Annotated in this window: 23 protein-coding genes and 2 tRNA genes; 12 read left to right on the top strand and 13 right to left on the bottom strand. The window is 58.3% G+C overall.

What is annotated here, in order from left to right:
• Positions 1–67 precede the first annotated feature (67 nt).
• The 3 genes from J4E00_RS22030 to J4E00_RS22020 all read left to right on the top strand — a co-directional run bounded on the left by J4E00_RS22030 (position 68) and on the right by J4E00_RS22020 (position 2,418).
• Positions 68–149: transfer RNA gene (locus tag J4E00_RS22030), tRNA-Leu, on the top strand.
• 89 nt (positions 150–238) lie between these two features.
• Positions 239–1,561 carry a trigger factor gene (gene tig / locus J4E00_RS22025; RefSeq protein WP_208177440.1) on the top strand — a complete coding sequence of 441 codons (1,323 nt, stop codon included), beginning with the start codon at positions 239–241 and terminating at the stop codon, positions 1,559–1,561.
• A gap of 140 nt (positions 1,562–1,701) precedes the next feature.
• A complete protein-coding gene (locus J4E00_RS22020; RefSeq protein ID WP_317196657.1) occupies positions 1,702–2,418 on the top strand; it encodes an ATP-dependent Clp protease proteolytic subunit in 717 nt (238 codons plus the stop codon).
• A 705-nt stretch (positions 2,419–3,123) separates the two neighbouring features.
• Here J4E00_RS22020 and J4E00_RS22015 read toward each other — a convergent pair.
• A tRNA-Arg gene (locus J4E00_RS22015) sits at positions 3,124–3,195 on the bottom strand.
• 152 nt (positions 3,196–3,347) lie between these two features.
• On the opposite strand from J4E00_RS22015, the gene J4E00_RS22010 reads away from it, so the two are divergent.
• Complete coding sequence (locus J4E00_RS22010) at positions 3,348–3,818, top strand: organic hydroperoxide resistance protein (protein ID WP_208177439.1); 471 nt, start codon at positions 3,348–3,350, stop codon at positions 3,816–3,818.
• A gap of 70 nt (positions 3,819–3,888) precedes the next feature.
• On the opposite strand, the gene J4E00_RS22005 is transcribed toward J4E00_RS22010, so the two are convergent.
• From J4E00_RS22005 to J4E00_RS21995, 3 genes are all read right to left on the bottom strand, one after another.
• Positions 3,889–4,869 carry an aldo/keto reductase gene (locus J4E00_RS22005; RefSeq protein WP_208177438.1) on the bottom strand — a complete coding sequence of 327 codons (981 nt, stop codon included), beginning with the start codon at positions 4,867–4,869 and terminating at the stop codon, positions 3,889–3,891.
• 235 nt (positions 4,870–5,104) lie between these two features.
• Entirely contained in the window at positions 5,105–6,301 is a 1,197-nt protein-coding gene (sucC, locus tag J4E00_RS22000; RefSeq protein ID WP_208177437.1) for an ADP-forming succinate--CoA ligase subunit beta, read from the bottom strand.
• Positions 6,302–6,415: 114 nt separating this feature from the next.
• Positions 6,416–7,582: a glycoside hydrolase family 113 gene (locus J4E00_RS21995; RefSeq protein WP_208177436.1), complete on the bottom strand. Its 1,167-nt coding sequence runs from the start codon at positions 7,580–7,582 to the stop codon at positions 6,416–6,418.
• A 137-nt stretch (positions 7,583–7,719) separates the two neighbouring features.
• On the opposite strand from J4E00_RS21995, the gene J4E00_RS21990 reads away from it, so the two are divergent.
• Positions 7,720–8,379 carry an ABC transporter ATP-binding protein gene (locus J4E00_RS21990; protein WP_208177435.1) on the top strand — a complete coding sequence of 220 codons (660 nt, stop codon included), beginning with the start codon at positions 7,720–7,722 and terminating at the stop codon, positions 8,377–8,379.
• Positions 8,380–8,455: 76 nt separating this feature from the next.
• On the opposite strand, the gene J4E00_RS21985 is transcribed toward J4E00_RS21990, so the two are convergent.
• On the bottom strand, positions 8,456–9,325 hold the full coding sequence (locus J4E00_RS21985) for a hypothetical protein (RefSeq protein WP_208177434.1): 870 nt from the start codon (positions 9,323–9,325) through the stop codon (positions 8,456–8,458).
• Positions 9,326–9,933: 608 nt separating this feature from the next.
• Between J4E00_RS21985 and J4E00_RS21980 the strand changes: the two genes are divergently transcribed.
• Positions 9,934–10,719 (top strand): hypothetical protein, encoded by a 786-nt coding sequence (locus tag J4E00_RS21980; protein ID WP_208177450.1) that lies wholly within the window; start codon positions 9,934–9,936, stop codon positions 10,717–10,719.
• A 309-nt stretch (positions 10,720–11,028) separates the two neighbouring features.
• Positions 11,029–11,805, top strand: a complete 777-nt coding sequence (locus J4E00_RS21975; protein ID WP_208177433.1) for an MBL fold metallo-hydrolase — start codon at positions 11,029–11,031, stop codon at positions 11,803–11,805.
• A 283-nt stretch (positions 11,806–12,088) separates the two neighbouring features.
• On the opposite strand, the gene J4E00_RS21970 is transcribed toward J4E00_RS21975, so the two are convergent.
• The 5 genes from J4E00_RS21970 to tssD form a co-directional block, all read right to left on the bottom strand.
• Complete coding sequence (locus J4E00_RS21970; protein ID WP_208177432.1) at positions 12,089–12,526, bottom strand: toxin-antitoxin system YwqK family antitoxin; 438 nt, start codon at positions 12,524–12,526, stop codon at positions 12,089–12,091.
• Positions 12,527–12,546: 20 nt separating this feature from the next.
• Entirely contained in the window at positions 12,547–12,861 is a 315-nt protein-coding gene (locus tag J4E00_RS21965) for a hypothetical protein (RefSeq protein WP_208177431.1), read from the bottom strand.
• 156 nt (positions 12,862–13,017) lie between these two features.
• A complete protein-coding gene (locus J4E00_RS21960; RefSeq protein WP_208177430.1) occupies positions 13,018–13,410 on the bottom strand; it encodes a hypothetical protein in 393 nt (130 codons plus the stop codon).
• Positions 13,411–13,454: 44 nt separating this feature from the next.
• The gene (locus J4E00_RS21955) at positions 13,455–13,694 is read right to left on the bottom strand and encodes a hypothetical protein (RefSeq protein ID WP_208177429.1); all 240 of its coding nucleotides are present in this window, start codon (positions 13,692–13,694) and stop codon (positions 13,455–13,457) included.
• Between the two features lie 6 nt (positions 13,695–13,700).
• The gene (gene tssD, locus J4E00_RS21950; RefSeq protein ID WP_317196659.1) at positions 13,701–14,597 is read right to left on the bottom strand and encodes a type VI secretion system tube protein TssD; all 897 of its coding nucleotides are present in this window, start codon (positions 14,595–14,597) and stop codon (positions 13,701–13,703) included.
• A gap of 131 nt (positions 14,598–14,728) precedes the next feature.
• On the opposite strand from tssD, the gene J4E00_RS21945 reads away from it, so the two are divergent.
• Together J4E00_RS21945 and J4E00_RS21940 are read left to right on the top strand one after the other, a co-directional pair.
• Complete coding sequence (locus J4E00_RS21945) at positions 14,729–16,675, top strand: RecQ family ATP-dependent DNA helicase (protein WP_208177428.1); 1,947 nt, start codon at positions 14,729–14,731, stop codon at positions 16,673–16,675.
• Between the two features lie 294 nt (positions 16,676–16,969).
• Entirely contained in the window at positions 16,970–18,124 is a 1,155-nt protein-coding gene (locus tag J4E00_RS21940; RefSeq protein WP_208177427.1) for a sterol desaturase family protein, read from the top strand.
• Between the two features lie 77 nt (positions 18,125–18,201).
• On the opposite strand, the gene J4E00_RS21935 is transcribed toward J4E00_RS21940, so the two are convergent.
• Complete coding sequence (locus tag J4E00_RS21935; RefSeq protein WP_208177426.1) at positions 18,202–18,507, bottom strand: rhodanese-like domain-containing protein; 306 nt, start codon at positions 18,505–18,507, stop codon at positions 18,202–18,204.
• Between the two features lie 238 nt (positions 18,508–18,745).
• On the opposite strand from J4E00_RS21935, the gene J4E00_RS21930 reads away from it, so the two are divergent.
• Positions 18,746–21,082, top strand: a complete 2,337-nt coding sequence (locus tag J4E00_RS21930) for an endonuclease (RefSeq protein WP_208177425.1) — start codon at positions 18,746–18,748, stop codon at positions 21,080–21,082.
• 241 nt (positions 21,083–21,323) lie between these two features.
• Here the strand turns inward: J4E00_RS21930 and J4E00_RS21925 are convergent, their stop codons facing one another.
• Entirely contained in the window at positions 21,324–21,599 is a 276-nt protein-coding gene (locus J4E00_RS21925) for a GNAT family N-acetyltransferase (RefSeq protein WP_208177424.1), read from the bottom strand.
• Positions 21,600–21,734: 135 nt separating this feature from the next.
• Here J4E00_RS21925 and J4E00_RS21920 point away from each other — a divergent pair, with 135 nt between their 5' ends.
• Together J4E00_RS21920 and J4E00_RS21915 are read left to right on the top strand one after the other, a co-directional pair.
• Entirely contained in the window at positions 21,735–22,187 is a 453-nt protein-coding gene (locus tag J4E00_RS21920; RefSeq protein WP_208177423.1) for a hypothetical protein, read from the top strand.
• A gap of 91 nt (positions 22,188–22,278) precedes the next feature.
• Positions 22,279–22,575 (top strand): hypothetical protein, encoded by a 297-nt coding sequence (locus J4E00_RS21915; RefSeq protein ID WP_208177422.1) that lies wholly within the window; start codon positions 22,279–22,281, stop codon positions 22,573–22,575.
• Positions 22,576–22,660: 85 nt separating this feature from the next.
• Here the strand turns inward: J4E00_RS21915 and J4E00_RS21910 are convergent, their stop codons facing one another.
• Positions 22,661–24,751 carry a TonB-dependent receptor family protein gene (locus tag J4E00_RS21910; protein ID WP_208177421.1) on the bottom strand — a complete coding sequence of 697 codons (2,091 nt, stop codon included), beginning with the start codon at positions 24,749–24,751 and terminating at the stop codon, positions 22,661–22,663.
• Positions 24,752–24,864 lie beyond the last annotated feature (113 nt).

Here is a 24,864-nt window from a genome sequence, read left to right as displayed (position 1 = left end):
TTGCATGCAATGAATTTCCCGAGTACCTTTGCGGGCCCATAGCAAACGGCTTTAGGGGGAAGACCATGCGGATATGGCGAAATTGGTAGACGTGCCAGACTTAGGATCTGGTGCCGCAAGGCGTGTGGGTTCGAGTCCCTCTATCCGCACTTTTATTTGAGTAGGCCTTCAGTCGCATAGGCTGGAGGCTTTTTTTTCAACTTTTTCAACCTGGCCAGCGGCAGCTGGCTCTCCTGTTTTGAATATCACCCTCGACAAGAACGACGAGCAGCTGACCGGCCTGCTAACCGTGCACCTGACCGAAGCCGACTACGCTCCCACCGTAGACAAGCAAATCAAAGAGTACACCAAGCGCGCTCAGGTGAAGGGCTTCCGCCCGGGCATGGTTCCCGTGGGCATGGTGCGCAAAATGTACGGCAAAGGCATTCTGGCCGAGGAAATCAACAAAATGCTGGGCAAGGCGGTGGACTCCTATATTAAGGAGAACAACATCAAGCTGCTGGGTGAGCCGCTGCCCGTGCCGAGCAACGTAGATTTTGACACCGACAAGGACTTCGATTTCTCATTCGAGTTGGGCCTGCTGCCCGACTTCGAACTGCCGGCTGAACTGACCGCTGAGCTGCACAAAGTGACAGTGGACGAGGAGACGCTGGCTCAAACCAACGAGCAAATTGCCCGTCAGTACGGCGAGACGACCAACCCCGAGGAATCGGAAGCCGGTGACTACCTGTTTGGCAAGTTCAAGAAAGCTGGTGAGGACAGCGAAGGCCGCACGGTGCTGCTGCCCATCAGCAAAGTAACGGGCGACCAGGCCCAGTTCATCGGCAAAAAAGGTGGTGACGTGATTACGTTCGACCTGCAAGCGGCTTTCAACAACGACGCGGCTTCGATTTCGAACTTCACTGGCTTAAGCAAAGCAGAAGCTGAAGCGGCGACCGGCGACTACGAGTTCAGTGTGGAGAAGGTGAACCGCACGGCAGCGCCCGAGATGAACCAGGAGCTGTTCGACAAAGTATTCGGCCCTGAGGCCGTTGCTTCGCAGGAGGAATTCGATGCCAAAGTGCGCGAAACTATCCAGTCGAATTACGACCGGGAGGCCGAGGGCTCGCTGAACAACCGCATTGTGGAGCAATTGGTAGAAAACACCGAAATCAAGGTGCCCACGGAGTTCTTCAAGAAGTGGCTGGTGCGTGCTAATGAAGGCAAACTAACCGCAGAGAAGGTGGAAGAGCACTACTCCGACTATGAGAAGGAATTGAAGTGGAGCATGATTCGCAACAAGGTGGTGGAAGAAGCCGGCCTGAAAGTGAGCAACGACGAGATTGTAGAGCGCACGCTCGACAAAATCATGGGTCAGTTCAACATGCCGAACATGCCCGACGAGATGCGCGAATCGATGCGCAACTATGCCAACGAATACCTCAAGCAGGAGAACGGCAAGAACTACGTGAACGAGTACGAGGCCATTCTGGCAGAGAAAGTGCTGGAAAACCTGCGCGGCAAAGTTGTTGTTACGGACAAGCCCGTAACGGCCGAAGAATTCCGGACCCTGCACAGCTAAGCGCTGCGCAGCCCGATTTTTGGAAAAGCCCTTACGGAGACGTAGGGGCTTTTTTGTTGGGTTTCCAACAACATTCGCTTACTTGGCTCGTCTTTCTAACCTCACCTGCGTGCGCGGAAGCGGCGCTACATTTTTCTCCAATGAACCCATTACTGAATAGACAAGAATTTCGCAAGTTTGCCGTGAAAGGCCAGGGACTGAGCGGCCTGGGTGTTGACCAGTACCTGAACCACATGGAAGGCCAGGTGCGCAACGGCATGATGCTACCCACCAACATGACCCGTTCGGTTATCGAGGAGCGTCCGCAGAACTTCCGTGAAATCGACGTTTTCTCGCGCCTCATCATGGACCGCATCGTGTTCCTGGGAACGGCCGTGGACGATTACATTGCCAACATCCTGACGGCCCAAATGCTGTTCTTAGAGTCGGCTGATGCCAAGAAGGACATCCTGCTGTATATCAACTCGCCCGGTGGCTCGGTGTATGCCGGCCTCGGCATTTATGACACGATGCAGTACGTGAACCCCGATGTGGCCACGATTTGCACGGGTCTGGCGGCTTCGATGGGTGCTGTGTTGCTGGCTGGCGGTGCGCCGAACAAACGCTCGGCCCTCCCCCACGCCCGCGTGATGATTCACCAGCCTTCGGGTGGCGCACAAGGCCAGTCGACGGACATCGAAATCACGGCCCGCGAAATCTTGAAGCTGAAGAAAGAATTGTATGACATTCTGGCGCAGCATACCGGCAAAACTTATCAGGAAATCTACGACAACTCGGAGCGCGACTACTGGATGCGTGCCGATGAGGCCAAAGAGTACGGTCTAATTGACGAAGTACTGGAAAAGAAGAAAGCTTAAGCACCGTCTTTCGCAAATTTCGATTGATAAAAAGCCCCTGCTGAATCAGCAGGGGCTTTTTATTTATAACTAATTGTTCTTACAATATATACGAGGTTACCTTAAACTCTTCGCGAAGTCAAAGGTGAAACTAGCTAGTTAAGCTTGCTGCAAGAATGATTTTTCTTACTGAGACTAAACGCCAAGAGTTGTGTCAGTCATAAAAGCAGCAGTGCGACGAAGGTTATGTGAAAGAGAAAGTGGTAACCATGCTTGATGTCGGAGGAGTTGAACCAAAAATCGTGCAAGATTCAGGGATAACCGACAGCACAAGAGGCAATTATATCAAACCGAGCTGCACTGTTTTATCCTATTCGATGGGGTCAACTAGAAACTCACGTTCCTGCATATAATCAGTTTCACCTGCTCAAGCTACTTCATAACAGGTTTAGGTACGCTTTCATGTTAGATTCATACGTATTTGCTACATAAAAATAGCCCATGATAATTTTTCTACCCTGCTCAGTAATGTGGTTGTGGCCCTAGTTCCACAGTTAGGCAATACTGAAAAGTTAAGGAGGCTGGTGAAAAATGGGGAGTACTCCTAAACAGCATACTTAATAATGCCCGGTACTAGTGCTTCTATATTTGGAGGACTACTAATCAAACATGTAATACAGCATGAAACGCGAAAAGCCCCTCAGCAATACACTGAAGGGCTTTTAGTGGTGATGTTAGGAATCGAACCTAAATCAAGAGCTTCGGAAACTCTCATACTATCCGTTGTACGACATCACCAGATTAGGGCTGCAAAAGTAGTTCCTGATGCCGGGCAAACCAAATTTCGAAACAAAAAAGGCGCGTATTCTTCTCCTAGCACCACAACCCTGCTGTCCTAAAACCAGTTAAGACGAAGGTCCTTTCATCTTAAATTCACCTTTCCATATAGTATGAAAAAGAACCTGTATACGGCCGATGCTTCGGCCGTTGGTGGCCGTAGTGGCCATGTCCGCTCCGCCACGGGTATTATCGACCTTGATATGTCGGTACCCGAGGGCCTCGGCGGCAAGAAAAACGCCACCAATCCCGAAGAGCTGTTTGCGGCCGGCTACGCCTCCTGCTTCCAGCAGGCGCTGCTGGTCATTGCTCAGCGCGCTGGCGATAAGCTCGACCCTGAAACTACTGTGCAATGCTCGGTCACGCTGTTCCAAGAAGGCGAAGGCTACGGCCTGAGCGCCGTGCTCGATGTGGACCTGAAAGCCTTTGACCGTGACAAAACTATTGATATGGTACGTCAGGCGCATAAAATCTGCCCTTATTCAGTAGGGACCCGCGGCAACATGGAAGTGGAGCTAAAAGTGCAGGGTGAAGCCATTCCAGTACAAGCCGAGGAAAATGCTGGTGTAGCTGAAAAGAGCTAAACCGTTAGCATAAAAATAGAAAGCCCCATCTGTATACAGACGGGGCTTTTTTTGTGTTGCTGTGTTACGCTTAGCTGAAACCCAGAACCGGATGCGGCTGATAGGGCTCCTCCAATCGCTTAATTTCTTCGGCTGAGAGTTTGACACCCACAGCCGCCACAGCGTCTTCGAGGTGGCCGGGTTTGCTGGCACCTACGATAGGCGCGGTGATGACGGGCTTGCTGAGCATCCAAGCCAATGCAATCTGGGAGTTGGGCAGGCCCCGCTCTTTGGCAATTTCCGTTACGCGGTCGGCCACCGCAAAGTCGTCGTCGCGGCCGTAGAGGCTTTTGCCGAAGGCGTCGGTTTTGGCGCGCTCGGTTTCGTTACGCTCCTTGCTACGGCCACCCGTGAGCAGCCCCCGCGCCAGCGGCGACCACGGAATGACGCCGATTTTCTGGTCTTCGCACAGCGGCAGCATCTCGCGCTCCTCCTCGCGATACACGAGGTTGTAGTGCGGCTGCATGCTCACAAAACGAGTCCAGTTGTGCTTATCGGCCAGGTATAACGCCTGCGCAAATTGCCAGGCAAACATCGACGACGCCCCAATGTAGCGCGCCTTACCTGCCTTCACCACGTCGTGAAGCGCCTCCATCGTTTCCTCAATGGGCGTGTTATAATCCCAGCGGTGAATCTGGTACAGGTCCACGTAATCCGTGCCCAACCGCTTCAGGCTGGCATCGATGGCACTCATGATGTGCTTACGCGAGAGGCCCTTGTCGTTCGGCCCAGGCCCCATAGGGTTGAAGACCTTGGTGGCCAGCACCACTTCGTCACGCTTGGCGAAGTCGCGGAGGGCGCGGCCCACTACTTCCTCGCTGGCGCCGCTGGAATACACATCAGCGGTATCGAAGAAGTTGATGCCCAGTTCCAACGCTTTCTGAATAAAGGGACGGCTGGCATCTTCGTTGAGGGCCCAAAGCCAGCGCTCGGTGGGCGTGCCGTAGGTCATGGTGCCCAGGCAGATTTTGGAAACCTGCAAACCGGTGTTTCCTAAGCGGGTAAATTCCATTGGGGAAAGGGAAAGATGATTAAGTAGAAGAAGCGCTGTGCATAAGCACCGTCATGCCGACGCAGCCAAGACATCTTGCTTTCGTTGTTCAACAATTGAGTTACTAACCCACGCGAGCTGCCTCGGCTGCGTTCGGCATGACTGACAAACTTCGCTGGCAGCATTCCAGCATTAACCCAAAAAAGCCCGCCTGGGTTACCAGACGGGCTTTTACAGCAGCGCTTACCGCTGATAATTATGCCGTGGCCAGTACTTCTTTCACGCGAGCGGCAGCATCTTTCAGCAGCACGGCCGACGATACTTTCAGGCCGCTCTCGTCGATGATGCGGGCGCCTTCTTCGGCGTTGGTGCCTTGCAGGCGCACGATGATGGGCACGCGGATGTCGCCGATGGCTTTGTAAGCCTCTACCACACCGTTGGCCACCCGGTCGCAACGCACAATGCCACCGAAGATGTTAATGAGGATGGCTTTCACGTTCGGGTCCTTCAGGATGATGCGGAAGCCTGCCTCAACGGTTTGGGCGTTGGCTCCACCGCCTACGTCGAGGAAGTTGGCAGGCTCGCCACCCGAAAGCTTGATGATGTCCATGGTAGCCATGGCCAGGCCGGCGCCGTTCACCATGCAGCCCACGTTGCCGTCGAGCTTCACGTAGTTCAGGTTGTTCTGGCTGGCTTCTACTTCCAAGGGGTCTTCCTCGTTGAAGTCGCGCAGGGCCACAAAATCCTTGTGGCGATACAGGGCGTTTTCGTCCAGCGTCACCTTGGCGTCAACGGCCAGGATTTTGTTGTCCGACGTTTTCAGCACGGGGTTGATTTCGAACATGCTGGAATCGGTTTCGTCGTAGGCCTTATACAGAGCTGATACGAACTTCACCATTTCCTTCTGCGCCTCGCCTTCCAGGCCGAGGTTGAAGGCAATTTTGCGGGCCTGGAAGCCTTGCAGGCCCACGGCGGGGTCTACGTGCTCGCGGTGGATTTTCTCTGGATGCGCCTCGGCTACTTCCTCGATGTCCATGCCACCTTCGGTGGTGTAGATGATGACGTTTTTGCCCAGCGTGCGGTCGAGCAGCACGCTCATGTAGTATTCCTTGGTTTCCGACGGGCCGGGGTAGTACACGTCCTGGGCCACCAGCACCTTGTGCACCTTGCGGCCTTCGGCACCGGTTTGTTTGGTTACGAGCTGCATGCCAATGATTTCGCTGGCAATGTCTTTCACCTTATCGATGCCTTTTGCGAGCTTCACCCCGCCCCCTTTGCCGCGGCCACCGGCGTGGATTTGCGCCTTGATGACGTACCAGCTGGTGCCGGTATCGGCGGTCAGTTTCTCGGCGGCGGCTACGGCCTCCTCGGGGGTGTCGGCGGTGATGCCTTCTTGCACGCGAACGCCGTACTTTTTCAGGATTTCCTTACCCTGGTATTCGTGAATGTTCATAAAAACAGTAAAGGGGTGGTGATGCTGGTCGAACCGGTGCTTTTGCCGCCGGGTGGCGGCAGTTACCGGCGCGAAAGTACGGCTTGGCACCGTCATTGTGCTAGCCCGCCGCGGTTATTGCGCATACCATTGCGCCAAAACAGCCTCCGCGAGCTTGTGCTGCGGGGTAAAATCGGCGTGGCGGCGGGCTGAGCCATCGGCTGCCAGCCCCGGGTACCACTTCCAGATGAACGTACCCTTCAGCCACGGCTGGCCCCAGCAAGCCCGAAACAGCGCCTCGTAGCAGCGGGCCTGAGTAGCTTCGTCGGGGGCGGTAGTGGCCATGCGCTCGGGCCATTCCCAAGGCTTGGCTGCCGCGTCGGGCGTGGTTTTGTAGCCCACTTCGGTGAAGACAATGGGCTTTTTACTTTTCTGCTGCCACCGGGCCAACCGTTGCACATGTGGCTGCCAGCCGCACAGCAGCGTATCGAGCGGCGGGCTGGCAGCCGTGCTCAAGGGGAAATACGCCTGAATTCCCACGTAATCCAGTGCGTCCCAGAAGCGGATTTGCTCGTACTCACCGCTCCAGTTGGCGGCGTAAGTGAGTTGGCCGTGATACGTTTTACGGATGGCTTTGATGAGGCTGCGCCACGCTTTTTCGTGGGCCGGTTCGGTGGCGTGCAACAGCTCGGTGCCAATGCAAAGGCCCTCAAAATGGTTGGCTTCAGCCAGTGCGGCGTAGTGCAGCATGAAAACCGAATAGTTGGCAAACCACGTATTCCAATCGGCCGGGGTGGCCATGTTAATGTCGCCGGGCCAGGCGCCACGCCCGCGCACCCATAGGTGCGGCTTCAGCAGCGTGCCGATGCCGTGCTGCCGCGCCAGCCGGGCGGTGTAAATCAGGCCCGCGTCGCTTTCGCCCCACAGGCCACGCCGGCCCACAGGGCGCTCGGTATTCATGCGGATGGCGGGCGCGGCGGCATCGGCCTGCCAGCCGAAGGGCATCTGGGCAATCCAACTGATGTGGTCACGCAGCAGTGGGGCCAGTTCGGCGGCGGTGATGGAGTCGCCGGCCACCCAACTCACGCCGCGCAGTCGGGTGCTGTCAAAAGCTATAAATTTTCGTGTCAGCTGGCCGCTCGAAGACAGGGCAAATTCAGCTTCCAGCTCGCGGGCAGTTGGCGTGTTTTCGCCGGACTGAGCCAGCCAGGGACTCCCAATTTTCCACGCTCCACCTAAAACGATAGCAGTGGCTATTACGATGGCCAGCCGGCTCCGCCACGAAAACAAGGAAGAAGGCATGACGAAGAACATTCGGGCCGAAGACATGCCCAAAGCTACATACTCGGGAAAGTTGCGTATAGGGCCAACAGGCTCCGCCCGGATTGTGCGTAGCTTTGTTGCTGCCCGCATTCATTCACGTCTATCGTTGCCCGCCGTTGCTGCAAGCTATCAACATTCATAAGAGTTACAATTCCCTGAACGTACTCAAGGGCATTGACTTGACGATTGAAAAGTCGGAAATCGTGAGCATCGTGGGCTCGTCCGGAGCCGGCAAGAGCACGCTGCTGCACATTCTGGGCACGCTGGACACGCCTGACTCGGGCGAAGTATTGTTTGACGGTGAGCTGGTGAGCGCACTGGGGCGCAACGATTTGGCTCGGTTCCGCAACCGACACATCGGCTTCATTTTCCAGTTTCACAACCTGCTGCCCGAGTTTACGGCCCTCGAAAACGTGTGCCTGCCCGCCTACCTGGCCGGCCGCACCGAAAAAGAAGTGCGCGTGCGGGCCCGCGAGCTTCTCGCCATGATGAACATGGAGCACCGCGCCGAGCACAAGCCCAGCGAAATGAGCGGCGGCGAGCAACAGCGCGTATCGGTAGCCCGCTCCCTCATCAACTCGCCCGAAATCATCTTCGCCGACGAGCCCAGCGGCAACCTCGACACCAAAAACGCTCAGGAACTGCACCAGATTTTCTTCCTATTGCGCAAAGAACTGGGCCAAACCTTCGTCATCGTAACTCACAATGACCAACTCGCCGAAATGGCCGACCGCAAGATTGTGATGCGCGACGGCCACATTCTGGAAGGCGGCTAAGCCTAGAACAAGAAAATCAGCCGGTCATGCTTCGCTGACGCTCTGCATGACCGGCTATTGGTTTCTTAACCCACCCCTACCGCGCCGGGTCGGCTACGAACCAGAAGTCGCCGGAGTCGTTGAGGTTGTGGCCTTCGACCTTACCTCTTGTGGCGGCATCGCCGGCGTAGTAATAGAGCGGGTGGCCGTTGTAGACGAGCTGCTCGCGGTTTCCATCGCGGGTGATGGTGGTGAACTTGGTGGCTACGAGTGTGGACGGCAGTGCGGGCTTGCCCATGTACAGCGCGGGCCATATGGCAGCGCAACCACCCGTGCAGTTGGTGGGCAGCGTGTTGGGGTTGGTGTTGTCCTTGGCGAAATAGTACAGCGTCCGCCCGTTGATATCGGTCATGTATGTTTTGGAGGACGAAGTGCCAGCCGTTTTGTCAACCACCGTTTTGCTGGCTAGCACCACGCCGTAGTTGGGATTGAGCACATGCCAGACGCCGCCCACGCCGTTGCCGCCGGTGGTGCCGGGAGCTTCGCGGGTGTACACACCGTTGGTGGCCGGGGCATAGTAATAGAGCGGCCAGCCTTTGTAGGTGGTTTGCGAGCGGCCGTCAGTGGTGGTTTTGGTGGCAAAATCAGCTGCATTCAGCGATTTAGGCACCTTGATGTTGGCTTCGTAGTACACGGGCCACAGGGGCATGCAGGTGGCGCTGGTGCAGGCGTTAGTGCCATCCACGTCGCGGGCAAAGATGTAGAGCGTGTTGCCAGCAGCGTCGGTCAGGTAATTGCCGAGCGTGGCCGAGGTGGCCATTTTCACGTTGGCCACGGCGTCCTGGTCGACTTCCGTAGCGGAGTCTTTTTTGCAGCTGCTAAGGCTTACGCTCGCCGAGCCGAGGAGGATTAAGCCGAGACCGATGGAGGAGGCGCTCCGCCGAAGAACGTTTGTCAATATTGCCATGATGGTGGGAAAAGTAAGCCGTTGAGAAAGTTGATGGGATGGTCCTACGCCTCAAAAAGGAGGCGCATAGGGGAGCCGAGCAGGTCAGTAGACCAACCGGAAAATGAGCCGGGTACGAAAACCGGCAGTTGAAATAGGAGGAGTGATGGATGGAACAGCCGGCCGGGGCTGGACAGGGAAAGTCGGCGCCAACATTTCCTTGCTTGGCCACGGGCCGGCCAGTGACACAGCAGATGAGCAGCACCGGTCGCGAGCCGGCGTGTGGCCGCTGTGTCAGGGGCTACATTCCCCTACTCGGAGCAAGTGCAGGAATGGTTGTTTCAGCGGAGCGAAAAGGAGCAGAAAACTGTTTGAGAAAGGTTGTGGTTCGCTGCACAACCCTGAAAAAGGAGAAGACGACCTGGTCATTTGCTAAGTATTCCGCTGAAATGGACTCTTACCAACCTGATTAGCCAGGAACAAAAACACTTATTTTTTACTATTGCTAATAAAACACTGATATACAACGATAAAATTTACCAATATTTTTGGCTTTTGTGGCACGATTCCTTTTACCTTTGGGTTATTAACACGAACATCAGTTGGACACATTAAAACAAAGCACCGCCATGAACGAGGCCACCAAAACCACCAAGGACGTTACCAAAAAAGTTAAAGTCGAGAGCTATGACATTGCCCGCTCCGATGAAACGCTGGATTTGGCGAAGGACCTCGCTAAGTTCATCAAGGACAACAAGCTAACCACGAACGTACAGGGCAAGGAGTTCGTAAACGTGGAAGGCTGGCAGTACGCGGGCTCGCGCCTCGGCATCGTGCCCATCGTGGAGCACGTCATCAACGTGAGCAGCGCTGAAGAGCTTAAATACCAGGCCAAAGTGACGCTGTTTGACATGCGCCACGGTACTACGGTAGGTGCAGGATTCGCCGTGTGCTCGAACAAGGAGAGTGGCAAGAAATTCTACCAGGAGTTTGCCATCATGAGCATGGCCCAGACCCGCGCCATAGGCAAAGCTTACCGCAACTGCCTGGCCTGGATTATCCGCGCCGCCGGCTACGAGCCCACTCCTGCCGAAGAAATGGACTACGATACTAACAGAGCGGCTGTGGCTCCCACTCCGGTAGCTGCCCAGCCCGTGCCCGCCATGCAAGTGGTGCCCGCCGAAACCCCGGCTCCGACCGTAGCCGCTGAAGCTGCCGCCCCCGTGCAGTACGCTACGGCTTCGCAGAAAGAGGAAATCATCCGCCTGCTGAACCACCCGGTCATCACCCGCCCGGAGAAGACCAAGATGCTGCTCAACATTAACCGCCTCGATGAGGAGCGCGCGCTGCAAGCCATTGCCAAGCTGCGCAAAGCCATCGACGACCGTGAGAACGGTGAAAAGGCCGCTGCTTAATTCCTTTCCTTCCACATTTCTACCAGCCCGGCGCCGCAAGGTGTCGGGCTTTTTTGTGGCTACTCGTACCTGGTGTATCATGCGGTGAAACCAGCACGGCCTGTTACTCAAGCAACCCACCGGCTACCCGGACCGCCTGAACAGTACAGGAACCACCAAGCCTCTATGGGCTTTGCACCTCGCTGAGTTGAACTTGTGCGGACCAACCGGGTTATGGCCTTGCTTTTTAGTAGCCAGTAGCTGCTCCGCCAAGGCCAGCCCACTGAAAATGCACGGTCCCATCCTTCTTACCCGATAGGTAGAAACCCAATGAAATCCTCTCTGCTGACGGCCGCGCTGGCCACTTTCGCGGTTATAGCACAGGCCCAAACCAGCGCCCCATTGCGCGCAGTCGCCGACCAGATTGCTACCAAACAAGGCCCTCTCACGGTGCAGCCCATTACGCACGGCAGCTTGGTATTGACGTGGGGCGGCAAAACGATTTACGTAGACCCCTATGGCGGGGCGGCGGCCTATGTCGGACTAGCCGCGCCTGATGTAATTCTCATCACCGATATTCACGGTGACCACCTGGACCCGAAGACGCTGGCGGGCCTATCCTTAGGCAAGGCCCTGATGGTGGTGCCGCGGGCGGTGGCCGAGAAGCTGCCAGCCGAGTACAAAGCACAAGTTCGCATCCTGAACAACGGCCAGCGGCTCGACACGCTGGGCCTGACGGTTTCGGCCATACCGATGTACAACCTGCCCGAATCGGCCGACGCTCTCCACACCAAAGGCCGGGGCAATGGCTATGTGCTGAACTTGGGCGGTAAAAACGTGTACCTCTCCGGCGATACCGAAGACACCGCCGAAATGCGCGCCCTCAAAGGCATCGATGTGGCCTTCATGTGCATGAATCTGCCCTACACCATGGATGTAAACCAAGCTGCGCAGGGAGTATTGGCCTTCAAGCCGGGCATCGTATACCCGTATCACTACCGGGGTCAGAACGGCCTGAGCGACGTGGCCGCCTTCAAGAAAATGGTGAACGCGACCAACAAGAAAATAGACGTTCGGCTACGCAACTGGTACCCGGCAGCCCAGTAGCGTTGCGGAACTACGTGGAGCATCCAATTAAGCAAGGGCTGGCTAGGCAGCGGATACGCTGCCTAGCCAGCCCTGATATTCAGCAGGCGACCGTAGCCTACCGCTGGTGCGGCCCAGGCGGCAGCACCTCCTCTCCGGGCACGTCCCGCACCAGCGGCTCCAAGCCGTAGCGCAGTGCTGCTTACTTGCGCGGAGCAGGGCACCCGTTTGACAGTGGGGTATGCTATTCTTGTAGTCTCAGGCAAACACATAGTGTGACGACAACTACATACTATCTAATCATTCACTCAACAATCTTGTAGTCGAGCCCTTTTTTGAACATCCTTCTTTCGGACTCCAACAAGTCCCTTGACCAAGCATCACTGTCGATGTGGTACTCTTTGATAAGATTCCCTTGCTCATCCCACTCTTGTTTGCGAATAATATAGCCTAGTTCAACAATCGCGTCAGATTTGAGTTGGCCATTCTCGAACCACTTTCGATTGTGGCCATGCACCCGATTCCACCGATAGTCCGTCTCAGACTGAAGTTGGCCGTTTAGATACCAGTCTTTAGACACACCACTCAAGACCCCATCTTCATAAGCTTGTTCACTCCATAAATTACCCAACTCATTCATCTCGTACGCGACCCCCGTCAACGGTTTATCGTCGAATACAATGATGCGGCTGCCACCCGCCGTGAATTTCTCATCCAAGTCATCTGCATTTACTCTCAACATGTCGTTTTAGTGTTTATAGGTTAATCGTTGCCGATGACGCGCACCCCTTCCGTAAGGTGCCAACAATTAATACAACGTGGTGGTACCCCCTGGCCTAATGATTTGCTTACTAACGAGCGGTTGTGCAACAAGAATTCACCAAGTTCTGATTCCTGCATCGCTCGGCCTGTCACTTTTTCTCTAGCCTTCATTGCTTTATTTAAAGCAACAATTTCACCATGAGTGCCAGCTCTTCCGGCTCTATCCAAATCGTCCGAACTAGCATCAATTTCCCCTGCTTCCTTTTGGGTAATATATGCTTGAACTCTTTTCGCAAGTAGTAGGGTGCAAATCATCGGGAAGCACTTCTACATTTTTCCCAAAGTGCGTTACTCCGGTTAGCGGGTCTTTAACGCCGGCCAAGACAGGACCTCTCACTTTGTTGGATTCAACGGCCGCACCGGATGGCAACTTGGTCCCCAGTCGTAGCGCTTCGGCTTGCGTTTCGGTCACTAAGTCAACCCCCTGCGCCCATACTTCGCTTCAACTTCGGCCAGACTCAGCGGCATTCCCTGCGGCTTGAGATTAGCAGAAATGTATTGTCTTTTCGGCGTGTCGCCCCCCGCCCCCATCGCCCCGCCAATGCCCAGCTCGCGCCCCGCCGCTGGAGCCGCAGCCGCCACCACGGCGGCCGCCCCCGGCACCCCGTGCTCCCTAGCAGCCGGGGCCACAAAGGCCGCGGCCGGGCCGCCGGGCGCGATGGTCCAGCCCGTGGGGTCGCTCAGCGTTAGAAAGCACTGGTAGGCCCTGCCTTGTGCGGCGCCGCTCACGAACTGCTCCTGGTAGGCCGTCGGCAGGCGCAGCGTTTCGAGGGGCTGGCGGCCGGTGACGGGCAGGCAAACCACGCGGGCGGCTTTCCAAACCCAATGAAACGTAATGACATGTTTTACTACGACTTAAGCAGCATGTCTTTCCCTTTTTCAGTTATTAATACCGAATTATTTTCCTGCTTCCATATTAATGCCGCGTCATCTACCAGCGCACGCACCCGAATCAGTAGCTCACCGTTCTGAATTATAGCCGGGTGAGTGCGCATGAGACGCATATCAATGCTGCGTAAGCCTACTGCTTCGCCACTATTTATAGAAGCAACAAGCTTCAAAATCTCGATATTTTCGGTGCTAATCATAGTAATTTACAGTAAGGCATCTGGATGGTAAAGAAAGCTATTGCCTTGGGCATCGTTGTCTGCTAGTTGGTAATCTTCTAAAGTGGCTGTATGCGTATCGTTCCACACTTCGTAACCGGGGTCTTCGCCGTCCGGCACTCCTAGCTGACGGTAGCGTTCATATTCACGAATTTCGTGCGTATAGTAGCGCTTATCCCAATCAGTAGCAGTAAGCTCATTGCTGCTGATGCGTTGTAAACGGCTAATCATGGCAACATTGGCAGGGTCCTTCTCAAAGCGATTAGTGTGCTGAATAACAAGGGCTATTCCGTCCTTGGTGACCACTGCGTTCTTCCAATCTAAGCTAGCAATAGGACCTCCGCAACTGTCCGGGTCGTATGGGCGTCTGCTGAATACGCCCACTGTATCACCCATCCCGTTTGGCCCTCTGCCGCCGGTATGCGCGATTAACGTGCTACTTGCCACTGCCCCAACTGCTACCGGCCCGTGCTCCCGCGCAGCCGGAGCCACAAAGGCACTAGCCGGCCCACCCGGTGCCATCGTCCAGCCCGTGGGGTCACTCAAGGTCAGAAAGCACTGGTAGGACCCGCCTTGTGCGTCGCCGCTACGGAATTGCTCTTGGTAGGCCACACAGTAGGCCGCTGGCAGGTGCAGCGTTTCCACCGCTCGCCCGCCGTTGGCGTCCAGAAACACAATGGCTGTGGTGTGGCGCTGGTCGGGGTCCGTCGCCCAGGCCGGCAGTACGTCCCCGTCGGGCACGTCCAGCACCAACTGCACCGGGCCGTAGCGCACCTTCGCACTCGCCCGGCCCCGCAACTGCGTGGCTTGTTCAACTTCGAAGTGGCAGTGCGTCACGGGGAAGACGTGGCCTGCTACGTGTAATTCAGCGGAGAAAGAGGCTATGGTGGAAGGAGAAGGCAGGCTCAGGCTAAACGGTAGGCGACAAAGCTAAGTTGTACCGATGATATGACCGCCGCGAAGGCTCCCAATGGGTGTGGTAAGACGCTGAAGGCCTTTCGGCGCTACTTTCGCTTATGCTTCCGCCCGCCCCCGCCTCTGCCCCCGCGCCGCTTGCCCTATTGCAGGCGCATTGGGGCCACACGGCGTTTCGGGCCGGGCAGGAGGACATCATCAATTCGGTGCTGGCCGGGCACGACACGCTGGCGCTGCTGCCCACCGGCGGCGGCAAGAGCATCTGCTTCCAGGTGCCGGCCCTGGCCCGGCCGGGCATCTGCCTCGTGGTGTCGCCGCTCATTGCCCTGATGAAGGACCAGGTGGACAACCTGCGCAAGCGCGGGCTGAAAGCCGAGGCCATTTACGCCGGCATGAGCCACCAGGAAATCGACCAAGCCCTCGACAACTGCGTGTACGGCCGCAACGTGAAGTTCTTGTACGTGAGCCCCGAGCGGCTGCTGACGGAGCTGTTCCAGGTGCGGGTGACTAAGATGAACGTGGGCCTGCTGGCCGTAGACGAGGCCCACTGCCTCTCGCAGTGGGGCTACGACTTCCGCCCCCCCTACCTGCGCATTGCCGAGCTGCGCGAGAAGCTGCCGCCGGGCACGCCCGTCATCGCCCTCACGGCCACCGCCACGGCGCAGGTGCAGGCCGACATCGTGGAGAAGCTAAAGTTTGGGCCGAACGGCCAGGTGTTTCGGCAGAGCTTTGCGCGGCCCAAGCTGTCGTACTCGGTGCTGCACACGGAGGACAAATTGCGCCGGCTGCTGGAAGTGGTGCGGGGCGTGGGGCCGGGCAAAACCGGCATCGTGTACGCTCGCACGCGGCGGCAGACGGAGGACACGGCGTCTTTTTTGCAGCAACACCGGTTTGCGGCGGCGGCCTACCACGCGGGCCTACCAGCCGACAAGCGCACCAAGGTGCAGCAGGATTGGATTGCCGACAAAGTGCGCCTGATTGTAGCCACCAACGCCTTCGGCATGGGCATCGACAAGCCCGACGTGCGCCTCGTGGCCCACCTCGATGCACCTGACACCCTGGAAGCCTATTACCAGGAAGCCGGCCGGGCCGGGCGCGACGGCCTGTTTGCCTTCGCCGTGCTGCTGGCCGGGCCCAATGATGGCGACGAGCTGCGCCGTCGTACCAACCAGTCGTTTCCGCCGCTCGACACGGTAAAGCGCGTGTATCAGGCGCTGGCCAACTACTCGCAGACGGCGGTGGGCGGTGGCGAGCTGGCGGCTTTCGAATTTGATATTCAGCAATTCGCCGAAACCTACCGCATCAAGGCCGTGGACGCGCACAATTCGCTCAAGATTTTGCAGCGTGAGGGCTTCGTGCAACTGAACGAGGCCGTGAATCAGCCGGCGCGGGTGCACCTCGTCATCAACCACCAGGATTTGTATGCCTTCCAAGTGGCCAACGCGCAGCATGATTTGCTGATAAAAGCCCTGCTGCGGTTGCACGGCGGCGAACTATTTGCCGATTTCCAAACCATTTCGGAGAATGCCCTGGCCACGCACCTGCGCCGTAGCGTGGTGGAGGTGCGCCAGCAGCTGCGCTACCTGCACACGGCAGGCATCCTGCATTACCAACCAAAACAGGAGTCGCCGCAGGCCATGTTCACCACACCCCGATTTGACTCAGCCAAACTGCCCCTCGACCAGGTGAAGATGACGGCCGCCCGCAACCTGGCCCGCCACAAGACCAACGCCGTGGCCCAGTACCTGAGCGGCACCCGCTGCCGCCAGATTCTGCTGCTCTCCTACTTTGATGAAACCGACCCGAAGCGGTGTGGGGTTTGCGACATCTGCCTGGCGGAGAAGAAAGCCGCCCAGGCCGCCGAGCAGGTGCCTTCGCTGCGCGAGCCGCTGCTGGCGCAGGTGCGGCAGGCGGCGCTATCGCCGCGCGAGCTGCTGGCCCGGTTTCCTCCCAAGGATGCGGCGGCCGTGACGGCAGCAGTGCGCGAGATGGTGGACCGGGGCGAGCTGGCGTACGCGGCCGATGGGACACTACAGGCTAAGCCCTAGCAGTTGCTTGCGTTTGCCAGCGGGCGGCAGCGCAGCCCGCAACCTACCCGGCAGGTGTATTATGAGAAATGCAGTAGCCAAAGTCTGATTTCTGCCGAAAATTTCTTTGGTAACCAACCCCTTACGGCCAATTGTCTAATTATTATAATATCCTTTGTTATTCAAATTTGATTTGGGAGCGCTGGCAGTTGACCCACATCTTTGGCCATGCCTAGCAGCTTCCAAAGCCCTGCTGCTGGTCTGTTGCCGCCGCGCCCTGCGGCCGGCGGTTCACCCGATATACTAATTACTAACATGAACGAACCCGATGAATCGATGACTCAGCGCTTGAAGATTGGCGAGGGTCACATCAGCGGCAATGCGTCTATTTGTCTGGCAGTGATGGCCATGGCGGCGGTGCTGTGCTTCCATTACCCGGAGTACCTCACCACACCGGAGTTCCGCGAGCTGTACACCGGCGAGATGATGAAGACAGTGCTGATGGCCGTCATTGTGGCGTCTTTCTTGTTTGCAACGGTAAGCTTCCTGCTGAGCAAGGAGAAAAAACGCGCGGTCACGGGCATCGTGATTTCGGCTATGGCGGTAGCTACGGGCGGGTTTGAGGTGCAGGCACGGTCGGTAGAGAAAACCGTGTGGCACGTTGGCCTCGATTGGCTGCTGATTGACCTACTGCTGCTGGCGGTGATTTTCGTGCCTATCGAGATGGCATTTCCCCAAAATAAGCGGCAGTCGCGCTTTCATGCCGAGTGGCGCACCGACCTGGTGTATTTCACCGTCAGCCACTTGTTCGTGCAGTTTTTTGGAGTGATTACCCAGGCCCCGGCTAAGCTCATGTTCGGCTGGATGGGGTTGGCGCCGTTTCAGCATTGGGTGCAGCAGTTGCCATTCGTGGCGGGTTTCCTGCTGGCGCTTTTTGTCACCGATTTGTTTCAGTATGCGGCCCACCGCTTGTTTCACTCGCATGTGTACTTGTGGCGCTTCCATTCGGTGCACCATTCTACCCAGGCCATGGATTGGCTGGCGGGCTCGCGCACGCACTTCGTGGATATTTTCGTGACGCGCTCTATTTCATTTATTCCGCTCTATGTCTGCGGTTTTTCGGAATTCACCTTTAATGCCTACATCCTCTTTGTGTCTATTCACGCGGTGCTTATTCATGCTAATACAAGCATCAACTTCGGCTTTGTGAAGTACCTGCTGGTCACGCCGCAGTTTCACCACTGGCATCACTGCGAAGACCCGGCCCACTACGGCAAGAATTTCGCCATTCACTTCCCTCTCATCGACCGGATTTTCGGCACGTACTACCTGCCGGGCACCACTTGGCCCGAGGCCACGGGCGTGCGCGAAGGCTCCTACCCCAAAGGCTACTGGAAGCAGTTGAAGCACCCCTTCACCAAGAGCCCCTTCGACAACGACCTGAACATGGAAGAACCCAGCAGCCGGTAAGCGCACCCAACGGCAACGGCCCCACGGACCACCCAGCATTTATTGGGTTGGTCCGTGGGGCCGTTGCTTCTTACTTGCTACTTGCCTTCGGCCGCGTAGGCCTGGTAGCCGCCCAGCAGGTTGCGTACGTTGGTGAAGCCTTGCTGGGTGAGGAAGGCTTTGGCCGAGGCGGAGCGCCCCCCCCCTTTGCAGTGCACGATGATTTCCTGGTTCTTCCACTCGTCGAGTTCGTCGAGCTTGTCGGGCAGGGTACCAAGAGGGATGTTTTGGGCGCCGTCCATGCGAGCTTCTTCGTGCTCCCAGGTTTCGCGCACGTCGATGATGGTGGGGGTTTCGCCGGCTTTCTGGCGTTGGATGAGTTCGGCGGGGGTTATGTCGGCCATGGTTTTGGGACTTGGAGTCTGAGGGTCTTGGGGACTTGGTGGGGCGAAAGTACGGCCGAAGTATTCTTGGTTTCGTAACGCCCGGTCCGTCACCGACGTGCGGCGCAATCCGTACCTTTGTGGTTCCCGGCAGGCTATAATATTTCCAAACCTGCCGCTTCGCACTCCTCGCCGCCCTGCTTCTGCCAGCCAGAAACCCAAGTTCCCACGACCCTAAGTCCCCAGTCCCATTTTCCCAATGAAACACATTTTCTCTTCGCTGCTGCTCACGCTGGCTTTGGTGCCCGCCGCGCTGCATGCGCAAACCGCCCCGGCCATGCCCCCCGCTGCGCCGGCCAACCTCTCGGGCGTGACCCTGCGCGACTGGTACCGCGTGAACTGGTACGACGGCAAGCGCGTGGAGCTGAGCTACAACACGGCTCGCGGCAAAATGTATAACTACGCCGACAACTATAACAACCTGGTGACCTGCGTGTACTCGGGCTACCAGGAAACGGTACCCTATAGCACCACCAACACCAGCACCACCACGGTGAACCGCATCAACTGCGAGCACACGGTGCCGCAGTCGTGGTTCAACCAAGTGGTGCGCATGCGCTCCGACATGCACCACCTCTACCCCACCTACGATACCTGGAACAACCTGCGCGGCTCGGACCCCTACGCCGAGATTCCTGACGCAACTACTCAAACCTGGATGCGCCTGCTGGTCAGCCAAAACACCATTCCGACCACCAACCTGGCCGAGTGGAGCGAGGACACCAATACCCTGTTTGAGCCCCGCGAAGACCACAAAGGCAACGTGGCCCGCTCCATCTTCTACTTCTACACGATGCACGCCGGGCAGCCCAGCCTGGTGGCGACCGGCCACGACAACATCAACACCATTGCCGACATCAACACACTTTATGCCTGGCACCTGGCCGACCCGGTCGATGCCCACGAGATTGAGCGCAACCGCCGCGTAGCCATTAGCCAGGGCAACTACAACCCCTACATCGAGCACCCCGAAACCGTAGCTACTGCCTGGGGCCTCGCGCCTCCCGGCCCTGTATTCAGCTTTGCCACGGCCGCCGGCACTATTGCCGAAGGCAACACCGGCACCGGTACCTACACCCTGACCTTGCGCCTGACCCCTGCCGCCACTACCGCTACCACCGTGCAGGTGAACGTGAACGGCGCGACCTCAACCGCCACCAACGGCACCGACTTCACCTTCACCTCGCCTACTACCGCGACTTTCCCGGCCGGCAGCACCTCCCAGACGGTGACCGTGACCGTGAACGGCGACACCCAGCCCGAAGCCGACGAAACCGTCATCCTGAACCTGACCAACCCCAGCACCGGCAACAGCGTGGGCAGCCCTGGCAGCCACACGCTCACCATCACCAACGATGACGGCCCCGCGCCGGCCGTGAGCTTCGCCACCGCCACCGGCAGCATCACCGAAGGCAATGCCGGCACCAGCACCTACACCGTGAACGTGACGGCCAGCGGCACCCTGCCCGCTGGCACCTTCACCGTGCCGGTGACCGTAGACGCAGCCAACAGCACCGCCACCTCGCCGGCCGACTATACACTGAACACCACCAGCCTCACCTTCAGCAGCACCGCCCTCACCCAGGCCGTGACCGTGACCGTGACCGGCGACGTGACCTTCGAGTCCAACGAAACGGTACGCCTGCGCTTGGGCACCCCCTCCAACGCCACCATCATCGTAGACCAGCCCAATACGCACACGCTGACCATTCTGAACGACGATACCCCCCCAGCCGGCGCGCCCTGCACCAAGCCCTACTTCTCCCAGTATGTAGAAGGGCAGGCCACCAATACCAAGGTGCTGGAGATTTACAACCCCACCCTGAGCCCCATGCCGCTGGCCGGCAAAAGCGTCGTGCTGTATGCCAATGCCGCTACCACGCCCACCTTCACGCAGCCCCTCACGGGTACCATTGCCCCCGGCGACGTGTACGTGATTGCCAACTCTGGTGTAGTTGATGCTGGCGTGGCGGCACAAACCGACTTGCAAAGCAACGTGGCTTTCTATAATGGCGACGACGCCATTGTGCTCTTCGATGGCACCGATACGCTCGACATCATCGGGGTAGTGGGCCAGCGGCCCACCGAGTGGACAGTGCCCGGTGGCTCTACCCTCAACAATACCCTCGTACGCCAGCCCACCACCAGCCAGGGTGGCCGCTGGAACGGCCCCTACGGCAGCACCACCTGGAGCGCCGGCGGTGTAGACAACTATGCCGGTGTGGGTAGCTACACCAGCTCGGCCTGCTTCATTCCGACGGCCAGCCGCAACGCCTCAGTGCTGCGCAACTCGTTGGGAATCTATCCCAACCCGGCTTCTGAAAGCGTGCAGGTGCGCCTGCCCGGCCAGCCCGGTGCCCGCCCCGCCACCGTGGAGGTCCTCGATATGCTGGGCCGCACCGTGCGCCAGCGCACCGCCCAGCTCAGCGCCAACGAGGCTACTTCGGTGGACCTGCGCGGCCTGCCTGCTGGTCTCTACGCCGTGCGCGTGCAATGCGCTGGGCTGGAATACACCGGCCGCGTGGTGGTGCAATAGCCCTGCCTGCCCCTCCACAAAAGCGCCCCCAGCCAATTGGCTGGGGGCGCTTTTGCTTTTACTTTAGCCCCGGTGCGTTGCCTCGTCGTGCACAAGAGGCGACAGGTACCCCGAGGACTTCAGGGTGCCTGTCGCCTCTTGTGCAAGGCGGATTGAATCCTTCAGGATACTTGTTGCCTCTTTTGCAAGGCACCCTGAAGCGTTCGGAGTGCCTGTCGCCTCAGCAGAATGGCATCCCGGCTCAGGCCAGAATGTCGGCGTACTCGTCGTGATGACGCTTTACGAAGCCGTGCATAAACGTGCAGGTTGTTTTCACTTTCAGGTGGTTTTCGCGGGCAAAGGCCAGGGCGGCGCGGGCCAACTCTTCGGCCACGCCCTGGCCGCGCAGGTTCTCGTCAACAAAGGTGTGGGTGAAGTCGATGAGGTCCTTGGTGGGACGGGCATAGGCTAGCTCGCCGGAGAAACCATCTTTGCTGATGGTGAATTCTTGGTCGTCGGAGTGGTGATGAACGGACATGGGAAGGAGATGATGAGCGGAGAGATATCAGGCGACTGGTAGCAAAACTCAACGGCAGCCGCTGGTTTGCGTAGAGGAAGGTAAATACGGACTGCGTCCGTTTGGTTTTTCACTTTCCTACTTTTTTCCTGCTGCATGGACTCCCCGACCCCTTCCCAACAGAACGAAAACGACCACCGTCCGCAAGACCAGCAAGCGCGCGCCGCCGACGCCCAACCCAACGTCAACGACCCCATCCGGCACGCGGCCAGCCCCAATTACGGCACCTTCGGCCACGCCGACGATGCGGCTTTCGCAGCCAGCAGCTCCGGTGGCCGTAGCGGGTCCAACGATAACCCGGACGAGTTTAGCGAGTTCGACGACCGCGAGCAAGACGCCCAGAATGCCCCCGAAAACGCCGAAGACCAACCCGGCCACATCATGCAAAACCAGGCCCCTGAACTCGTGCGTGAAGTAGAAGCCGAGGACGCCGATAACGAAGAACTGCGCAAAGCCTGGGCAGAAGATGACCCGCGCTACGCTGGCGGCGGCACCCACAACACCCGCGAAGAGGACGCTGACGCCAAGTATCCCAAGAACGACGACTAAGTTTCAGGTACTAGCGAGCAGTCAATGATGCGCAATTACCGCTCTACATTTACGGCTTACTGATACCTGCTCACTGTTAACCTAACCAACCATGTCCCCAGACAACGACAACCCTAAATCGACGGATAGCTCCAACACCTTCGACGAGATTTCCAACGGCGAAGACGGCGCTTCTACCGCCATGCTCAACGCCGAAACCTACGGCCAGCAGCTGGACGACAACAACGCCTCTGGTCAGGAAAAAGCCGACGAGATGGACGACTCCCTCCGCATGGACACCCAGGAGATGACCAAAACCGGTCCCGCCCCCGCTTCTGATGAAAACCTTCCCCGGGAGCTCACCGACCCCAGCGACCGCGCCTTCACCCTGCCTGAAGAGCAAAGCTAGACGGCTTCGGCTTAACGAAGAACGAGGCGTGAAGAATTATCGATTGGTAATTCTTCACGCCTCGTTCTTCGTTAAGCCGAACGTGTTAAAGCCGCCAGCCTACTTGTGCTCCGGCGTACCAGGCCCGCCCGGGCGCGGGCTGAAAATACCGTTTGCCAAAAGCATTCAGGTCGTTGCCGAGGCTGTAGCGGCGGTCGGTGGCATTGTCGATGCCCGCATAGATGTTCGTTTCCAAATGGCCGGTGAAGCTGCGCCGCCAGCCGCCCCGCGCTCCAAATACCCAATAGCCGGGCGCCTCATCAGTGTTGGCATCGTTGAGTACGATGCGGGCCTGGTGGCTCAGGTTGGGGTTGAGGTAGAAGCCCAGCCGCTGGCTGAAATCGAGCCCTGCGCTGAGGGTGTGCGGCGTGGTGCCGGTGAGGCGGTTGCCGCTTAGGTCGGCTCCGCCGCTGGAGTAGCCGCCGAAACGAAAGTCGTTGTAGGCATAGCTGCCCCAGGCACGCAGGCCGTTCGGTGCTCCCGGCATATCCGTTTCCTGCCGCCACAGCCAACCGCTCAACGCCGCCTCAATGCCGCGCTGGTGGGTGCTGCCAGTGTTGCGAAACACGACGATGCCCTGGTCAGTGGTGCTGCTGACGATGGTCTGGCGCAGCTCCAGGTCGAAAGCGGTTACTTCGTAGGTCAGGCGATTGGCGAAGAAACTACCGCGCGCCCCCACCTCGTAGCTGGTGCCCCGCTCGGCCTGCAGGTCGCCGTTGAGGCTGCCGTCGGAGGGCCGGATTTCATCAATCGTGGGCGGCGAGAAGCCCGTGCTCACACTGGCGTACACCGACAGATTGGGACTGAACTCGCGCAGCAGCGCCAAGCGGGGCGAGATTTCGGGCCGAAAGTCGCGGCTGAATTCGTAGCCAGTGGGGTTGGTGGCGGCACTGCTCACCCGCGCAATGCGATGGCGCAGGCGGTTGTAGCTGGCGGCCACGGTGAGCTGAAAATCGGCTGGCAATTCATAGTCGGCTTGCGCGAAGGCAAAGCCAGTCGTGGTCGTGATTTCGTCATTGTAGCGCAGCACGCCGGGCGTGCCACCGTTGTTCTGGTAGCTCCGCCCATCGGTGAAGCCGCCCTGAAACTCGCCGCCGCCCTGCAGGCGCAGCACGCGCCCGGCCAGCGTGGTGCGGTAGCTCAGGGCCGTGCGCCCGCCCAGGCCCAGGCCGGTGTTGCGCTCATAGTCCACCAGGTAGGGCGTGCGAATGACCGTGCCGCTGCCGTAGAGGGTGGTTTGCAGCTCCAGCTTATCCGTGAATCGGTACTCGTGCGTGAGCCCCAGCAGGCCAGTGCGTGAGGCGTAAAAGGCCTGCTGGGCCACCGTGCCGGGGGCTGTAGCCGTGCCCGGTCGCGCCTGCCGCGGGTCGGCATCGAATTGCGCCTGCGTAAGGCCACCGGGCAGTTGATAATTGATATCGGTGTAGAGAAAGTGTGCGGCCAGGGTGGTTTTGGGTCCGGCCACGGTGCGGGCATCAAGGGCGAAAACGTCGCGTCGCAGAGCACTTTGCTGGCGGTAGCCGTCCAGCTCCTGGTGGGCATACTGGGCCCGAATGCTGCTGGTGGCGCTGCCCGTTTCGGCCGTGATGGTGCTGCGGCGCAGGCCATAGCTGCCCACCGTAGCACCCACCACTACCCGGCTGCTGCCAGGCAGCACTTCCGGGGTACCAAATAGGGCCACGCCACCCGTACCCGCGCCATACACGCTGCCGGCCGGCCCCTTCAGCACTTCTAAACGCCCGATAATGGCGGGGTCGAGCAGGTTGAGCGGGGTGCTGCCGCCAGCCTCGGTAAACGGGATGCCGTTGTAATACACCTTCACGTTGCGCACCCCAAACGGCGAGCGCAGCGTGCTGCCCCGAATGCTGAGCCGGTAGCTGGCCGTGGCCCGCTCTTCCAGCCGCACGCCGGGCAGCGTGTTTACGGCCTGGGTGAGAGCGGCGGGGTTGAACTGCTGAATGACGCGGGCATCGATAATGCCCACGGCTGCAGCCGTGCGGCGCAACGGCAGCTGCTGGCCGTAGCCGGTAATGGGCACGTCGGGCAGCACTACGGTGCGGGTGGTATCAGCAGGGGCTTGGGCGTGGCTGGGTAGTTGAGCTACCAGCAGCACCGGAATCAGGTAACGAGCGAACATAAACACAAGGGAAGCAGAACGACGTAGACCATTCAGTTACGCGAATTGTTGCCGGACAATGGACTTTGGGAAAGTTTTCCGCCGAAAGACTGCTACATACATGGTGGTTGCAC

Source organism: Hymenobacter negativus, assembly GCF_017571495.1.
Taxonomy (GTDB): domain Bacteria; phylum Bacteroidota; class Bacteroidia; order Cytophagales; family Hymenobacteraceae; genus Hymenobacter; species Hymenobacter negativus.
This window is presented reverse-complemented; position numbering and strand designations above follow the sequence as displayed.

Bases quoted from the DNA above. Each gene is read 5' to 3' on its own strand.
- J4E00_RS21985 (WP_208177434.1), bottom strand. From the start codon at position 9,325: ATGGCAATATTGACAAACGTTCTTCGGCGGAGCGCCTCCTCCATCGGT.
- J4E00_RS21975 (WP_208177433.1), top strand. From the start codon at position 11,029: ATGAAATCCTCTCTGCTGACGGCCGCGCTGGCCACTTTCGCGGTTATA.
- J4E00_RS21995 (WP_208177436.1), bottom strand. From the start codon at position 7,582: ATGCCTTCTTCCTTGTTTTCGTGGCGGAGCCGGCTGGCCATCGTAATA.
- J4E00_RS21935 (WP_208177426.1), bottom strand. From the start codon at position 18,507: ATGGCCGACATAACCCCCGCCGAACTCATCCAACGCCAGAAAGCCGGC.
- J4E00_RS21955 (WP_208177429.1), bottom strand. From the start codon at position 13,694: ATGATTAGCACCGAAAATATCGAGATTTTGAAGCTTGTTGCTTCTATA.
- J4E00_RS22005 (WP_208177438.1), bottom strand. From the start codon at position 4,869: ATGGAATTTACCCGCTTAGGAAACACCGGTTTGCAGGTTTCCAAAATC.
- J4E00_RS21965 (WP_208177431.1), bottom strand. From the start codon at position 12,861: ATGATTTGCACCCTACTACTTGCGAAAAGAGTTCAAGCATATATTACC.
- J4E00_RS21945 (WP_208177428.1), top strand. From the start codon at position 14,729: ATGCTTCCGCCCGCCCCCGCCTCTGCCCCCGCGCCGCTTGCCCTATTG.
- J4E00_RS21915 (WP_208177422.1), top strand. From the start codon at position 22,279: ATGTCCCCAGACAACGACAACCCTAAATCGACGGATAGCTCCAACACC.
- J4E00_RS21910 (WP_208177421.1), bottom strand. From the start codon at position 24,751: ATGTTCGCTCGTTACCTGATTCCGGTGCTGCTGGTAGCTCAACTACCC.
- J4E00_RS21925 (WP_208177424.1), bottom strand. From the start codon at position 21,599: ATGTCCGTTCATCACCACTCCGACGACCAAGAATTCACCATCAGCAAA.
- J4E00_RS21930 (WP_208177425.1), top strand. From the start codon at position 18,746: ATGAAACACATTTTCTCTTCGCTGCTGCTCACGCTGGCTTTGGTGCCC.
- J4E00_RS21980 (WP_208177450.1), top strand. From the start codon at position 9,934: ATGAACGAGGCCACCAAAACCACCAAGGACGTTACCAAAAAAGTTAAA.
- J4E00_RS22020 (WP_317196657.1), top strand. From the start codon at position 1,702: ATGAACCCATTACTGAATAGACAAGAATTTCGCAAGTTTGCCGTGAAA.
- J4E00_RS22010 (WP_208177439.1), top strand. From the start codon at position 3,348: ATGAAAAAGAACCTGTATACGGCCGATGCTTCGGCCGTTGGTGGCCGT.
- J4E00_RS21940 (WP_208177427.1), top strand. From the start codon at position 16,970: ATGAACGAACCCGATGAATCGATGACTCAGCGCTTGAAGATTGGCGAG.
- J4E00_RS21970 (WP_208177432.1), bottom strand. From the start codon at position 12,526: ATGTTGAGAGTAAATGCAGATGACTTGGATGAGAAATTCACGGCGGGT.
- sucC (WP_208177437.1), bottom strand. From the start codon at position 6,301: ATGAACATTCACGAATACCAGGGTAAGGAAATCCTGAAAAAGTACGGC.
- J4E00_RS21920 (WP_208177423.1), top strand. From the start codon at position 21,735: ATGGACTCCCCGACCCCTTCCCAACAGAACGAAAACGACCACCGTCCG.